This window comes from Thermosediminibacter litoriperuensis (assembly GCF_008124715.1).
In the GTDB taxonomy this organism is placed as follows: domain Bacteria; phylum Bacillota; class Thermosediminibacteria; order Thermosediminibacterales; family Thermosediminibacteraceae; genus Thermosediminibacter; species Thermosediminibacter litoriperuensis.
Map to the genome: position 1 here is coordinate 1 of NZ_VNHO01000040.1, position 13,271 is coordinate 13,271.

Annotated in this window: 15 protein-coding genes, 1 tRNA gene, 1 pseudogene, 1 riboswitch and 1 other annotated feature; of the genes and pseudogenes, 10 read left to right on the plus strand and 7 right to left on the minus strand. The window is 47.9% G+C overall.

From position 1 onward, the window contains the following. The first annotated feature begins 287 nt into the window (after positions 1 to 287). Genes LZ11_RS12435 through LZ11_RS11360 form a run of 4 tightly spaced genes read left to right on the plus strand, consistent with a single transcriptional unit; the run spans position 288 to position 2,732 of the window. Complete coding sequence (locus LZ11_RS12435; protein WP_187695082.1) at positions 288 to 878, plus strand: FeoB small GTPase domain-containing protein; 591 nt, start codon at positions 288 to 290, stop codon at positions 876 to 878. Beyond that, positions 856 to 2,325 (plus strand): ferrous iron transporter B, encoded by a 1,470-nt coding sequence (locus LZ11_RS11350; protein WP_187695083.1) that lies wholly within the window; start codon positions 856 to 858, stop codon positions 2,323 to 2,325. The genes LZ11_RS12435 and LZ11_RS11350 overlap by 23 nt, the downstream gene beginning before the upstream one ends. Before the next feature lies 1 nt (position 2,326). Continuing rightward, entirely contained in the window at positions 2,327 to 2,512 is a 186-nt protein-coding gene (locus LZ11_RS11355; protein WP_148867990.1) for a hypothetical protein, read from the plus strand. Then, positions 2,502 to 2,732, plus strand: coding sequence for a FeoA family protein (locus LZ11_RS11360; RefSeq protein WP_148867991.1), 231 nt, complete (start codon positions 2,502 to 2,504; stop codon positions 2,730 to 2,732). Before LZ11_RS11355 ends, LZ11_RS11360 begins: the two co-directional genes overlap by 11 nt. An 18-nt stretch (positions 2,733 to 2,750) precedes the next feature. On the opposite strand, the gene LZ11_RS11365 is transcribed toward LZ11_RS11360, so the two are convergent. Both LZ11_RS11365 and LZ11_RS11370 read right to left on the minus strand, forming a co-directional pair. After that, the gene (locus tag LZ11_RS11365) at positions 2,751 to 3,755 is read right to left on the minus strand and encodes an AIR synthase family protein (protein ID WP_148867992.1); all 1,005 of its coding nucleotides are present in this window, start codon (positions 3,753 to 3,755) and stop codon (positions 2,751 to 2,753) included. A gap of 11 nt (positions 3,756 to 3,766) precedes the next feature. Then, entirely contained in the window at positions 3,767 to 4,258 is a 492-nt protein-coding gene (locus LZ11_RS11370; protein ID WP_148867993.1) for an ECF transporter S component, read from the minus strand. Positions 4,259 to 4,369: 111 nt separating this feature from the next. After that, positions 4,370 to 4,573, plus strand: a binding site (T-box leader). 52 nt (positions 4,574 to 4,625) lie between these two features. Here LZ11_RS11370 and serS point away from each other — a divergent pair. Together serS and LZ11_RS12405 are read left to right on the plus strand one after the other, a co-directional pair. After that, a complete protein-coding gene (serS, locus tag LZ11_RS11375) occupies positions 4,626 to 5,906 on the plus strand; it encodes a serine--tRNA ligase (RefSeq protein WP_148867994.1) in 1,281 nt (426 codons plus the stop codon). Positions 5,907 to 6,012: 106 nt separating this feature from the next. After that, a riboswitch (Lysine riboswitch) is annotated at positions 6,013 to 6,194 on the plus strand. A gap of 112 nt (positions 6,195 to 6,306) precedes the next feature. Then, a complete protein-coding gene (locus LZ11_RS12405) occupies positions 6,307 to 6,462 on the plus strand; it encodes a hypothetical protein (RefSeq protein ID WP_170240375.1) in 156 nt (51 codons plus the stop codon). Positions 6,463 to 6,483: 21 nt separating this feature from the next. On the opposite strand, the gene LZ11_RS11385 is transcribed toward LZ11_RS12405, so the two are convergent. After that, entirely contained in the window at positions 6,484 to 6,726 is a 243-nt protein-coding gene (locus tag LZ11_RS11385) for a DUF1540 domain-containing protein (protein WP_148867996.1), read from the minus strand. Positions 6,727 to 6,863: 137 nt separating this feature from the next. Here LZ11_RS11385 and LZ11_RS11390 point away from each other — a divergent pair, with 137 nt between their 5' ends. From LZ11_RS11390 to LZ11_RS11400, 3 genes are all read left to right on the plus strand, one after another. Continuing rightward, a complete protein-coding gene (locus LZ11_RS11390) occupies positions 6,864 to 7,052 on the plus strand; it encodes a spore coat protein (RefSeq protein WP_148867997.1) in 189 nt (62 codons plus the stop codon). A gap of 28 nt (positions 7,053 to 7,080) precedes the next feature. Then, positions 7,081 to 7,353 (plus strand): spore coat protein, encoded by a 273-nt coding sequence (locus LZ11_RS11395; RefSeq protein WP_148867998.1) that lies wholly within the window; start codon positions 7,081 to 7,083, stop codon positions 7,351 to 7,353. Positions 7,354 to 7,569: 216 nt separating this feature from the next. Beyond that, positions 7,570 to 8,382, plus strand: coding sequence for a lipid II flippase Amj family protein (locus LZ11_RS11400; protein ID WP_148867999.1), 813 nt, complete (start codon positions 7,570 to 7,572; stop codon positions 8,380 to 8,382). A gap of 49 nt (positions 8,383 to 8,431) precedes the next feature. Here the strand turns inward: LZ11_RS11400 and LZ11_RS11405 are convergent, their stop codons facing one another. After that, the gene (locus tag LZ11_RS11405) at positions 8,432 to 9,823 is read right to left on the minus strand and encodes a hypothetical protein (protein WP_148868000.1); all 1,392 of its coding nucleotides are present in this window, start codon (positions 9,821 to 9,823) and stop codon (positions 8,432 to 8,434) included. A gap of 347 nt (positions 9,824 to 10,170) precedes the next feature. Then, positions 10,171 to 11,197: pseudogene (locus tag LZ11_RS11410) on the minus strand (IS30 family transposase). A 182-nt stretch (positions 11,198 to 11,379) separates the two neighbouring features. Here LZ11_RS11410 and LZ11_RS11415 point away from each other — a divergent pair. Next, positions 11,380 to 11,454: transfer RNA gene (locus LZ11_RS11415), tRNA-Thr, on the plus strand. A gap of 246 nt (positions 11,455 to 11,700) precedes the next feature. Here the strand turns inward: LZ11_RS11415 and LZ11_RS11420 are convergent. Both LZ11_RS11420 and LZ11_RS11425 read right to left on the minus strand, forming a co-directional pair. Beyond that, on the minus strand, positions 11,701 to 12,594 hold the full coding sequence (locus tag LZ11_RS11420) for a Bpu10I family restriction endonuclease (protein WP_148868001.1): 894 nt from the start codon (positions 12,592 to 12,594) through the stop codon (positions 11,701 to 11,703). Between the two features lie 409 nt (positions 12,595 to 13,003). Beyond that, positions 13,004 to 13,271 (minus strand): ATP-binding protein (locus LZ11_RS11425; RefSeq protein WP_170240376.1); only part of this gene is annotated, 268 nt, incomplete at its 5' end.

A 13,271-nucleotide genomic window follows, 5' to 3' on the forward strand; every position in this document is an offset into this window, starting at 1 on the left:
ATATGTGTTAGTTTTTTGTCAACCAACATCATATCGGGTTTCATGCTATGGTTCAACTTTTTTTACTGTCGCATTTAATTTTACAATTAACCATAGAAAATAAATTGATTTAGTAATAATTAAAATAATTGACAGGTGCCTCCCAATGTCATATAATATAGATGTGCCATAATGAAAACGTTTCTCAAATATCCCAGGTATAAAAAAACAACCGGTTCAGTAAATAAATATTGGGATAAATTTTTTTGCGCTTCAAATGAGAATGATTATCAAAGGAGGAGAAGGTCATGGACTGTTGCAGCCACAGGCGGAGCATTTTTTCGAGATTTTTCAGGAGAAGGCAAGACAGTGCTTTTACTCACCAGGACTGTACTACCAGAAAGAAACTGGTGTTGGTGGGAACCCCTAACGTGGGAAAGAGCGTCATATTTAACAGACTCACCGGGGCTTACGTGACGGTGTCCAACTATCCGGGTACAACAGTGGAGGTTTTCAGAGGCACCGGCTGGATCGGCGGCGAACTATTCGAGGTAATCGATACGCCCGGTATGTATTCGATGATGCCGATTACCGAGGAAGAAAGGGTTACGAGGACACTGCTTTTAAACGAGAGACCTGATATCGTCGTTCATGTGGCAGACGCCAAAAATATAGAGAGAATGCTTTCTATGACTCTGCAGCTGAAGGAAGCTGGACTTCCTGTAATGCTGGTTGTGAATATGATGGACGAGGCGGAAAGACTGGGGAGAAAAATCGACCTGGACAGGCTGTCGGCACTGCTGGGCATACCCGTGGTGGGGACGTCTGCCGCTCTGAACAGAGGCATGGACCAAATGAGGAAGAAGGTGGCGGAGTATGTTAAAAAACGAGCTGCTTGAGAACAATGTACATCCCTTTAAATACGACGACAACATAGAAAGGGCCGTGGGAGAGATAGAAAAGCTATTAAAATCGAACTACAAAGTTTCCAAGCGCTCCGTGGCCCTACTGCTGCTGCAGGAGGACGGAGAAATAACAGAGCTGGTACGTTCGAGGGAAGCCTCCTTCCCGGAGATACAGGAGGTTATAAGGAGGACCCAGAAGAAATTTTCAGAACCGATGCATTACGTCATAACAATGCAGCGCCAGAAAAAGGTAGATGAGATAGTATCACAGGTCGTGAGGGCGGAGGATAAATCAAGGTCGTCCATCGGGTCCTGGTTGGACCGAATAACCGTCCAGCCGGTTACCGGGATACCGATACTCCTGCTGGTTCTCTATTTCGGGCTTTACAAATTCGTCGGCGAGTTCGGCGCCGGAACTCTTGTAGATTTCATAGAAGGCAGCATCTTTGAGAACTATATAAACCCCTGGGTAAACTCTGTGGTGGAAGCCTACATCCCCAACAGGGCCGTGCAGGAGTTGCTGGCAATGGAGTACGGCATAATAACGCTGGGCATAAGGTATGCAGTGGCAATAATACTGCCTATCGTAGGTACCTTTTTCCTGATGTTTTCAGTGATCGAGGACTCCGGTTACCTGCCGAGGCTTGCACTCCTGGTAGACCGGGTGTTCAAGTCCATCGGGTTAAACGGTAGAGCCGTGATACCCTTGACCCTGGGATTCGGTTGCGACACTATGGCGACCCTGGTGAGCAGGACGCTGGAGACCAGGCGGGAGAGGGTGATAGCTACACTGCTTTTGGCCCTGGCGATACCGTGTTCGGCCCAGTTGGGCGTTATAATGGGACTGCTGTCCGGCAGGCCGGGGGCCCTGGCTATATGGGTCGTATTCATAGCTTTAGTTTTCCTGCTGGTGGGGTATCTTGCAGCCCAGGTGCTGCCGGGAGAAAGGCCCGTATTTTACATGGAAATACCTCCTTTGAGGCTGCCGAGAGCCGGTAATATAATTGAAAAGACGGTATCGCGTATGCAGTGGTATTTCCTTGAAATCGTGCCTATATTCATAATCGCCAGTGTGCTCATATGGATCGGTAGAATGACGGGAACTTTCGACGCGCTTGTACAGGGAGCCGATTCCCTAATGGGTGCTTTGGGTCTACCACCTCAAACGGCCCAGGCTTTCCTGTTCGGGTTCTTCCGCAGAGACTACGGTGCAGCCGGCCTTTACGACCTGCAGAAAGCAGGGATCCTGGACGGCGTACAGATGGTTGTAGCGTCGGTCACGCTGACGCTGTTCGTGCCGTGTATAGCTCAGTTTGCTGTAATGCTCAAGGAGCGCGGCGTGAAGACGACTCTGGCCATAATGGCTTTCATATTTCCCTTCGCCTTCCTGGCGGGATATGTACTGAACATGATCCTGAAAGCGGCCGGGATGGTGCTGTAGCATGAAGTGCGGTTTTTGCGGTCACGAATTCGACGAGGAAGAACAGGGCGCCAGGACCTGTGGCGGCTGCCCTATGAGCGGCCGCTGCGGAAAAGTGAAGTGCCCCAGGTGCGGCTACGAGATGGCGAAGCCCAGCGGATTTTTCAAATGGTTGAAGCGCAGGAGGGATAAGGAAAATGGCCGGTGAAAAGGATCTTACACAGTTGACGGTAGGAGAAAGGGCGGCGATCGCGCGAATAAACGCTCCCAACAGCGGAATTCTAAAAAAGCTCATGGCGCTGGGGGTGCTTCCCGGAATGAGGGTGTGCCTGGTACAGAAATTCCCCTCTTATGTCATAAAGGTCGGCAATACCCAGATAGCCGCCGATGAGACTATCGCAAAGAGTATCATTGTGATAAAAGAATAAGTGCCGGTTTCCGGCACTTTAATTTTTCTTTAGATTTTTCACATTTTCTATAGCTATATAAAGTTCGTCCCTTTCCGTAGGCACTATGGGAATCTTTTTTTCGCCGTCCAGGATAAACCTGCCGCCGTTGGTGATCTTCCCTATGACCGCTGCAGGGATTGACTTTTCCTGAAGAGCATCCACCACCTTCTGCCCGTCTCCGGAGCAGATGAGCATGGACCCGCTGGATATGAGCCCCAGGGGGTTTATGTCGAAAACGCGGCACACTGCTGCGGTTTCGGGGAGAACCGGGATCCTGTCGCGATATATTTCGACACCTACGCCGGACGCTTCAGCCAGTTCCCAAAGAGCCCCCAGAAGGCCGCCTTCGGTGATATCGTGCATTGCGGTGGCTCCTGCACCGGCAGCCGTAAGGCCGTCCTGAATGACGCTGATGTTATCTATAAAGCTCTGGGCTCTTTTGATCAATTCGCCGGGGAGCTTCCCCCGCAAGTATTCCTCAAAATCCAGCGCCAGCACGGCGGTGCCTTCAAGGCCGATAAATTTAGTAACTATCACATCATCGCCGGGCCTTGCACCGGCCGATGTCACAAAACTCTCCCTTTTTGCCATGCCTATGGCCGTAGCCGAGATTACCGGTTTTGTTACCGCAGGAGTGACCTCGCTGTGGCCTCCCAACACTTCTATTCCTATTTTTTGGCAGGCTTTATGTACGTTCTCCATGATCCGGGCCAGCGTATCCTCGCCGCTTCCCTCGGGCAGGAGCAGGGTTACCAGAATACCGATGGGACGGGCACCGCAGGCTGCAATATCGTTGCATGCCACGAAGACGGCCAGATACCCTCCCGCCGTGTCGGCGGCTGTAATCGGGTCTGTGGATGCTACGGCCACGTACTCGCCGAAATCTATTATACAGCAGTCCTCGCCGAATCCGGAATGCACCAGTACTTCGTTCCTCTTTTTGCCCAGGAAAGGGTATACGGCTTTCCTTAAGATATCAGGAGGTATTTTACCGGTTTTCATGATCCACCGTCCTAGAATTTATCTTGATCGTCGAAGGATAAGTTTTTCAGCCGCCGGTGCAGGAACAGGGCTATGATAGCTCCCACCGAAACCTGCATAAAGTCGCCGGCCAGCTCTACCGGCACCGCCCCGATACCGTAAAGCCTCCAGGCGGCTATGGCGTAGCCGGTCATCATAAAGGCCGCCCCCAGGACCACGCCGGTGTACGGCTTAGACCTCCGGGCAAAGGTGCCGGCTATGAAACCCTCGATACCTTTGATAAAAAATGTAATGGGGGCCCATACCGGGTAACCCTTCAGAATGTCGGCCAGGGCGGAGCCCACACCTCCTATTATTGCCGCAGGGATGCCGCCGTAAATCAGGGCTACGAGGTATATTACCGACTCACCGAGATTGAAGTACAGGTTAAAATTGGGTACGGGGAAGCTCAGTATAGCTGTAGCTATGACTAGCAGGGCCATGAAAAGACTCATAAAGGCCAGTTTTTTAATGGATTCGTTCATACATATACCTCCATGTGCGGTCTCTTTTGTTATTATACTATAAAAAGAGACAAATCGAAACTGTAAGTTGATTTTTCAGGAAAGTTTGATATAATAATTTAAAAAAACAGGCAAAATGCGATGCAGGGGAAAGCCGCACCTTCTCCTTTAAGAGAGCCGGCGGCCGGTGCGAGCCGGTATGGGGATGTGCGGAATTCCGCCCCGAAGCAGCACCTTCGAACATGCGGAGCATAAGTAGGGGGTGCCGGCCGATGCCGTTACCGAGATTGAGCGACAAGAAGGGTGGCACCGCGAGAAAATCCTCTCGCCCCTATGGGGAGAGGATTTTTTTATTTATATGTTTTGATAAAAAAAAGGAGGTCAGGCTATGTTAGATATTAAAATGATCCGCTCAAACCCCGATGAAGTAAAGCGGGCCCTGGAGAAGAGGGGTGCCCAGGCAAACCTGGAAGAGTTTTTAAAACTCGACGAGGAGCGCAGGAACCTTTTGGTCGAAGTGGAGCAGCTAAAGAGCCTGCGCAACAGGGAGTCGGAGGAAATAGCCCGCAGGAAGAAGCAGGGTGAACCGGCCGACGATCTCATACAGCAGATGAAGGAGGTATCCGGCAGGATTAAGGAAATGGACGACCGGGTGAAGGAGATTGAGGGGAAACTAGAACAGATCCTGCTTATGATCCCCAACATACCCGACGAATCGGTGCCCGTGGGAGCCAGTGACGCCGATAACGTGGAAATGAGGCGGTGGGGCGAGCCCCGAAAGTTTGACTTCGACCCCAGGCCCCACTGGGAGGTGGGCGAGGCTCTGGATATATTGGACTTCGAGCGGGCTTCCAAGATAACCGGCTCCAGGTTTGTGGTCTACAAGGGGGCCGGGGCCAGGTTGGAGAGGGCGTTGATTAACTTCATGCTGGATCTGCACATAGAAAAGCACGGGTATAAAGAGATATTCCCGCCCTTTATTGTAAACCGGGCCAGTATGACGGGCACCGGCCAATTGCCCAAATTTGAAGAGGAGGCCTTCAAGCTCTTCAACAACCCGGATTATTTCCTTATTCCTACCGCGGAAGTGCCGGTGACTAACCTGCACATGAACGAAATCCTGGAAAAAGAAGATCTGCCCATATACTACGTGGCCTACAGCGGATGCTTCAGAGCCGAAGCCGGGTCAGCCGGCAGGGACACCCGGGGTATCATAAGGCAGCACCAGTTCAATAAGGTGGAGCTGGTGAAATTTACCGAACCGGAAAAGTCCATGGAGGAACTGGAAAAACTAACCAGAGACGCGGAAGAGGTGCTGCAGCTCTTGGGACTGCCCTACAGAGTTATGGCTCTATGCACCGGCGATCTGGGATTCGCCTCGTCAAAGACGTATGATATTGAGGTCTGGATGCCGAGCTACAACCGCTACGTGGAAATCTCGTCGTGCAGCAATTTCAAGGATTACCAGGCCCGCAGGGCCGGTATCAGATACAGGCCGGAAAAGGGTGCGAAACCCCAGTACGTTCACACCCTCAACGGCTCCGGCCTGGCGGTGGGCAGGACGACCGCTGCAGTACTGGAAAACTACCAGCAGCCCGACGGGTCGGTGATAATACCGGAGGTGCTGAGGCCATACATGGGCGGTATAGAGGTAATAACCACAAAATAGCAGGGAAATGCGCCGGAAAGGCGCATTTTTTATTGACTTTTGCCGCTCATCAATATAAAATAAAATTATTAAATTTGAAAAAAACAGATTACCTCATCTCGATAAGGGGTGCGGTAGAGGCGCGGTGCACCAATAGTAACCCGCGGGAGGCGGCAGCCGGTGAAGCGGGTGAAAGGGGTCGCCGCCGAAGCCCTGCGGCCGGCAGGCGGCTGGGCTGGGACTGCACCGAACAGGTGCGGTACTGTCACTTGAAGCTTCCCGGGCTTCAGGTGGAGCGCTATCACACGCTGGGGGAAGGGAGGGTAGTATCACTTTGACCCCGAACGGCTGTGGTAGTACTGCAGCCGTTTTTTTGCATATTATGTATAAAATCTATCTTTTATAAGGATGGAGTGAAAACATGGCCGAAAATTACTCCTTGAACTATGAGGATGTCATGGCCTTTTTCGAGAAGTTGATAAACAGCGAGAATGTAAACCTGTACCAAAGGGATATGGCCGAAATATATGCGGGTCTCGTCAAGGACCTTATCTGGGTCGATATAAGCAGGAAATGAAATAGCGCACTGAAAGGTGCGCTATTTTCTGTATATCCCGTCGACATTCTTGGCCGCGTTCTGGGACTCGACGAAAGTTTTGCAGCAGGTCTCCATGCACGTGGATACCGGGGTCTGGGGAGCGTTTGAAGCCTGGGGGGCGTCGAAGCTGTCGGGCATCCGGTCCCCGAACTTATCGGAAGTGATCATGATTTCCGAAGCGTCGCAGATATTCCCGCTCTTCCAGTAATGGCAGTTGGAAACGCTGCAGTGAATCCTGGCCATCTGGATACCTCCTTTTATTTTTTTTTTTTTCAATTATAATTTTCCTTATTTAGCGTTGGGTTATGCGCAAAATTTATAGAATGAATATCCGGCTTTGAGGAAATCATACTTGTAGAAGTTTTTCGGGAGGTGAAAGCATGAAGCTGAATCTGGCTGCTCACGAAGCCCTGGAGGTGCACGAAATTCTTTCTCTTAAAACCCTCTGCATGCAAAAGGAGATATCATACCTCGACATGGCAAAGGACCCGGACCTGAAAGATTTAATAAAAACAAGTCTCATCGAGAGTCGACAAATGATTACCGAACTCCAGCAGACCATCGGGTAAGATATTATCAGGAAAGGGAGGGCTTAAAATGATCGACGACAGGGCTATAACGCTCGATCTTTTGAATACAGCCAAGGCGGAGGTAATGGCCTATGCCAGGGCGGTGAACGAGGCTGCCACTCCCCAGCTAAGGGAGGTGCTGGCAAAGCAGCTGCAGATGGCTCAGGAAGCCCAGGAGAGGGTTTTCAACTTCGCTAAAAAGAAAGGCTATTACAACGCCAACACCTCACCGGAGCAGATGCTGAATAGCGATATCCAGAGCGCAACCCAGGTGCTGCACCAGATTACAAACCTTAGGTAAACGAAAAGCCGGGCGGGAAGTTACGCCCGGCTTTTAAAGTTTTACCGATTAAATACCCCTCGATGTCAGCTTTTCTTGTACGACTGCACAATCGTGCAGTATCCTTGATTTACTCTCAGGCCTAGTTTATAATATGCAGGAAGAGAATATCCGGTGAGTTTTCCTTTGCAGGATGCAGCTAAGGTGCACTAAATAAGAATCAGGAGAGATTAAAAGATGGGGGAAAACGCGGAAAAACTGATTGCGGTTATTCTTTTTACAGCAACCATACATATGATCGACACCCTGTCCTACTCCGTAAGGCTTGCCGGTATAAGGACCAAAAGGCTTGCCATGGCCTTATCGCTTTTTAATATAATCGTGCTGGCAGCCAGGACGGCCAATATGATACAGGCGCCCCTGCTGGGGAGCATGGTGGATAGGGCCATAGCCGGGGGCCAGGTGGGTATGCTGCTCAAGAGCTTCAGGATAATAATACTCTCGGCCACGGTGGGGAGTATTATCGGGGCGGCATTGATACCCAGCTTTGTGGAAATTTTTTCAAAGGGGATAATAGCCCTGGAGCGGGCGGGGTCCGTGCCCGGCCTGCTCGGCACCGTGGTGTATCAGGGGTCCTTCAGAAAGATCAGGAGCAGCTTAAAAAAACCGGGTTTCGGCATCCTGAAGCGCCTGAAACTGGACCGGATTCCACCGACCTTTTTACTGTTGAATCTTTTTATTACTGCCGTATCGACCATCGGCGTGCTGGCGGCTATTTATGCCGGAGCCCTGGTGCCGGATTACCGCATCACCGCCAGCCAGCTTTCGGGAATAATAAACGGGGCAGCCACCATTCTGCTGGCCGTGGTCGTCGACCCTCAAGCCGCCATGATTACAGACCAGACCCTGCAGGGCCTGCGGGAAAGGCAGGAGGCGAATACCATGGTGGTGCTGCTGGTGGCAGGGAAAATTCTTGGCACTGTCTTAAGCCAGCTCATCTTCCTGCCCGCGTCGCAGATAGTCGTATTCATAACAAGAGTTATAGTCTAGCTCATGCCGGGAATAAAAATGGCGGGGCTCTTGCCCCGCGCTCTTTCGGCTACATCAGGAATAGCACCGCCACGATAGTGGATACAATCATGCCGGTGATGACCGGTATGAAGTTTTTGCGCACCAGATCCAGCACGGGCACCCCCACTATACCCGCTACAGCCACCAGAGAGCTCCAGGCGATAATGGTACCACCGCCGGTCCAAATGGCGCCTATCTGCCCTATGGCTGCCAGCGCCGATGCCGCCGATTGGTTGCCGGCGGCCATGGCTCCAGCCAGCGTGCCGGTCATGGGCAGGCCTGAGAAGCCGGAGCCGTCAAGCCCCGTAATTATACCGAGTATCAACATGCCGAAGGCGGCTAGGAACCCCTGGGCGGGAATAAAGTTTGCCAGCATCTTGCCGATGTCAAACAGGTAGCCGGGGGCCCCTTCGCCCATGATGTTGACGACGGCTTCGGGATTGCCCAGGAAGAAAAATCCCGCGATGGGGAGTATCTGTCCCATGACTTTAAAAGCGAACACAAGACCGTCGGTCAGGTGGTCTGCGATTTTGTCGAGACCCGCTGCACCTTCCACCAGCAGGGTGGCGATAGTCATGATGAGGATAGCGGTACCGCCGAGGAGTGCTGAAGCGTCACCGCCCTTTATATTAAAGCGAAACATTGAAAAAACCACCGCCGCCATGGCCACTACGAGAAGCATTACGAGAAATGCCGCAAAATTTTGTCCCTTTCTCTCTTTTGTTTGAATCTGCATGGCCGGGTGGGTTTCACCGGAAGCCACTGCCTCCCTTATTCCGTCAGACCTGAATATTTCAATATCTTTCCTCATCATAAAATAACCTAAAATAGTTGCGGTAATACCGGTGACCAGCGAGAGGATTGCTACATCGCTCGTGACCAGCGGGACGGGTATACTGGCGGACTTGGCGGAAAGACCGGGAGCACCTTGGATGACGAAGTCCCCCGAGAGCGCCATTCCCTGCCCGGCCAGCGCTATGGCCATAGCTGCGGCCATCGGGGGGAGTCCGGCTTGTACCGCCGCCGGCACCAGCAGCGCGCCGATCAGAGGCACTGCGGGTGTAGGCCAGAAGAACAGTGATATTGCGTACGTGGATAATACCAAGAGCACATAGCTAATTAAGGGCGATACCATGAGTTTTTTCAGAGGAGATACCAGGAGCTCGTCGGCTCCGGTGACACTCAATGATTTCAACATTGCAACCATGAGGCCGATTATAACAAATATACTGCCGAGTTCCGAGAGGGCCGCTAGATTTGCCCTGAATACCACGGTTACCGCACCCACAAGGGAACCCGTGAATATCAGACCTATCAGGAATGTGGAGAGGATGCACGGTATAACCACATTTCGCCTAAGGATCATAGTGATAACAACCGCCAGGGTTCCCAGAGCGTAAATCCAGTGAGCAAGGGTCATCAAAAATCCTCCTTTAATTTCTTAATTGCCCCCCATTAACAACGTTGTCCCCTCGCTATCTTTTTGTATTTAACGGCTAACCACCTCCTCGTCAAAGATGAGCAAGATTTATTTATGTATATAATTCGACAAGCATTGTGAATTTTCCTTTTAATTAATTAATATTTATTTATTTCAAAAGAATACAGGGAATATATTATGAAAAATAACCATATATTACCTGATGGTAAAAACGCTTATGCCTGCAAATATTTTATCACAATATATACTCTTAAATTGCAATATTAAATGCGACACATTTTTTGGAAACCCGAATGAGTTGGGTTTCTCAATCATGAATATTGAAATTAAGAAGTTAGCCGCTTTATTTCCCGAAAAAAGAGCTCTGCTGGTTGCCGGTAGCCCAGGCTTTTTCTGGGCAGAGTATTACACCAATTCTGCACCCGTTCGATTTGTGAAAACGATAATTCCTTGATAGCTGTTCCCTTAGGAATTAACCGCCTGATTAGGCCATTGTGCCGCTCATTGGTGGCCCGTTCCCAGGCAGAGTAGGGATGAGCATAATAGATTTCAATCCCGTGGACATTTAGATTGGCAAACTCACTACCGTTATCCGCAGTAATGCTTTGAAAAAGATAGGACCATATTGACATTTTAGGCGTTTTAACGCTTCATCCACTGCCTCAGCAGTTTTGTTTGCCAATGGGAAAAGCAGGTGATAGCGAGTTTTTCTTTCCGTTAAGGTCAGCAGAACATGGTCGTTAGAGCGTTTTCCGAGGACTGTATCAATTTCCCAGTGGCCGAATTCCTCGCGCTTTTCGATGCGGTCAGGCCGCTCGCTAATACTCTTGCCGTAAAGACGCTTGTGATTTCGAGAAACGTTCTTTTTTGGTTTACGTCTGGTTTTTATGAAAAGGTCGATATTGCGAACTTTAAGCAAGCAGCGGTCGATGTAATTGTAGAGGGTTTTACTGCAAACCATGGATGAAGGGTCAAAGATTTTTTCCCGGCGAGCAGTTCCTACCACAACATCAGGTGACCATTTATCCTTTAGTATCTTTTGTTCGGCATATCGGAGAAAGGGATCGACTTGGAGAACTTTGCTTTTCCTGCCGCAGGCAGAACGGTTCTTTTCATACACTGCCTGGCCGGTTTCCGGGAAGTAAGCACTGTATGTAGTTAGATCTGTGCGAAGTTGAGTCGTTGTACCACGCTTGATTTCGCGGTAAATAGTACTGCGATGACGGCCGAGTTTTTTAGCGATTTGAGTTGGTGAGAAACCTTCTTTGAGCAGGGCACAAATTTTACCTCTTTCGTAGGGTGTAAGGTGTTTAAAAGTGCGGGTGATGTGGTATACTCTTTAGTAAGAACCATAGCTGAAACCCTCCATATGTGTTAGTTTTTTGCCAACCAACATCATATCGGGTTTCACGCTATGGTTCAACTTTTTTTACTGTCGCATTTAATTTTACAATTAACCCACAATATATACTTATTAAAGCACAACATAAAATTGTTGACTTGGCGCCATTAAGGGGGTAAAATATATATTGCGGGCTGATGTGGCTCAGTGGCAGAGCAGCGCACTCGTAATGCGCAGGTCGTGGGTTCGAATCCCACCATCAGCTCCAGAGAACATAAGGCTTCCGGGATTTTTCCCGGAAGCCTTTTCGGTTAGTTCCGAGTCTTTCTGAAATTATCTTTACGTTCACGCCGGTTTTTAAAAGCCATTCCTGTTCTGACGGCAGAAAAAGAAAGGTATAATAGGGAGTTTCTTGCTTTTTCGAGCATAAAATTACAGCAAAAAAGCTAAATAGAAAGTTTGTCGGAATAGATATATCAAAAAGATATTGCGAAAAAGCTTTAAAAAGTCTAAGTTAGATAACTCTGCCGTATTTCTGAATGTTTTCTTCAATATTGCTCCAATCAGATTCTATATGTTTTCTTGTACATTCATAAAGGTCCCACACAACTTCGTATCGGATAGGATTTATACTACCGCTACGAGTTCTTTTTTGTTTTCTTAATACAAATATAGCATCTATTCTCGAATAGGAAGGATCTACTTTATAGTCAACATTGTAAGTTTCCGTAACAATAAAAAATAAACAATAGGGATTTCCCATTTTGATTTTTTCTGCTGTTGCAACAGAACCTTCAAGCATAGTCTTGTCAAGATATGTCTTGCATTCCATTGATACAACGGGAACACATATTTCATAACTTTTGTTTTCTATTGTTAACATTACCTTTCTGTAAATAGCAAAATCTTGGTCTTTCTGGTTTATTTTTATTGAAGGATTTGTTTTAAAATCTTTAAAACTTCTTGGAGAAAAGTATAAATTACTGTAAGCTCTGATGTTGCCGATAAAATAATTTTTTCCTCCTTTTTCGTCTACTAAAGGCTTAAATAATATGGAGACAAATTCTTCGAGTACGCTCGATTCGAACTTTGACTGAACAGAATATTTAAGAAGTTTTCCGTTAATTTCCGCAATAAAATCTTTATATCCATTAAATTGTAATACCAATTTCTGCATTATTTCTTGTTTTTTTTCTTGTTTTAACAACAACATGCTCAATTCTTCTGATTTTTGTTTCCAACAACGATATTTCTGAAAAACATCTGCAAGATACCCGATTTTACTGCTTTTTTCTTTATGTTCTGTAATTATTTTTTTATATAAATTGCTGCCGTGAGCATACATTTTATTTTGTTCTTTTAAAACAGTAAAATAATTAATTGCTTCATCTATCAAATCTTTACCCATTGGAAATCAACTCCCTTAAAACATAACTTGTTTATAATATCCAATTTTGTTTTAATCATAACAAAATTAAACAAAAAAGTGAATAACGGTAAAAAACTGAAAGAGGTTATAACAAATCGACATGATAATATTAAATATGACAGAGATAGATAAAACAATAATTGGCAATGCGTATTTTTTTAATATAACTACCGATTACTTTAATGGCAAAAGAAAACTGGGGCAAAGCCCGACGATAGCGGAGGCCGAGTAGATCCTTCCTGGAAATTTTTTATAAAAACAGCATTAAAAAGAAGGGATAGGGAAACGGTTATAGAATATAGTATTTAAGTAATATTTGTTTTTTGCAAGAGGAAATTCCCCATTTTTGCAAAGGTTTTTCCCCAGGCACCGGTGGGGAATTTTTATGTTAACTTAATTGCCTCATGAGTGATTGCCTCATCCGGTAGCTTTGACCATCAAAGATCAATAGGTAACTGTGGTGTATTAGCCGGTCAATCATTGCTGCTGTCATCTGCTCATCGTAGAAAATGCTCGCCCAGCGGCTGAATTCCAGGTTAGTGGTAATTACTACACTGCGACGTTCATAGCAGTCCGAAATCACCTGAAAAAGTAGCTGCGCTCCTTCGCGGTCCAAAGGAACATAGCCCCATTCGTCGCAGATCAGAAGATCTGGT

Bases quoted from the DNA above. Each gene is read 5' to 3' on its own strand.
- LZ11_RS12435 (WP_187695082.1), top strand. From the start codon at position 288: ATGGACTGTTGCAGCCACAGGCGGAGCATTTTTTCGAGATTTTTCAGG.
- LZ11_RS11350 (WP_187695083.1), top strand. From the start codon at position 856: ATGTTAAAAAACGAGCTGCTTGAGAACAATGTACATCCCTTTAAATAC.
- LZ11_RS11355 (WP_148867990.1), top strand. From the start codon at position 2,327: ATGAAGTGCGGTTTTTGCGGTCACGAATTCGACGAGGAAGAACAGGGC.
- LZ11_RS11360 (WP_148867991.1), top strand. From the start codon at position 2,502: ATGGCCGGTGAAAAGGATCTTACACAGTTGACGGTAGGAGAAAGGGCG.
- LZ11_RS11365 (WP_148867992.1), bottom strand. From the start codon at position 3,755: ATGAAAACCGGTAAAATACCTCCTGATATCTTAAGGAAAGCCGTATAC.
- LZ11_RS11370 (WP_148867993.1), bottom strand. From the start codon at position 4,258: ATGAACGAATCCATTAAAAAACTGGCCTTTATGAGTCTTTTCATGGCC.
- serS (WP_148867994.1), top strand. From the start codon at position 4,626: ATGTTAGATATTAAAATGATCCGCTCAAACCCCGATGAAGTAAAGCGG.
- LZ11_RS12405 (WP_170240375.1), top strand. From the start codon at position 6,307: ATGGCCGAAAATTACTCCTTGAACTATGAGGATGTCATGGCCTTTTTC.
- LZ11_RS11385 (WP_148867996.1), bottom strand. From the start codon at position 6,726: ATGGCCAGGATTCACTGCAGCGTTTCCAACTGCCATTACTGGAAGAGC.
- LZ11_RS11390 (WP_148867997.1), top strand. From the start codon at position 6,864: ATGAAGCTGAATCTGGCTGCTCACGAAGCCCTGGAGGTGCACGAAATT.
- LZ11_RS11395 (WP_148867998.1), top strand. From the start codon at position 7,081: ATGATCGACGACAGGGCTATAACGCTCGATCTTTTGAATACAGCCAAG.
- LZ11_RS11400 (WP_148867999.1), top strand. From the start codon at position 7,570: ATGGGGGAAAACGCGGAAAAACTGATTGCGGTTATTCTTTTTACAGCA.
- LZ11_RS11405 (WP_148868000.1), bottom strand. From the start codon at position 9,823: ATGACCCTTGCTCACTGGATTTACGCTCTGGGAACCCTGGCGGTTGTT.
- LZ11_RS11420 (WP_148868001.1), bottom strand. From the start codon at position 12,594: ATGGGTAAAGATTTGATAGATGAAGCAATTAATTATTTTACTGTTTTA.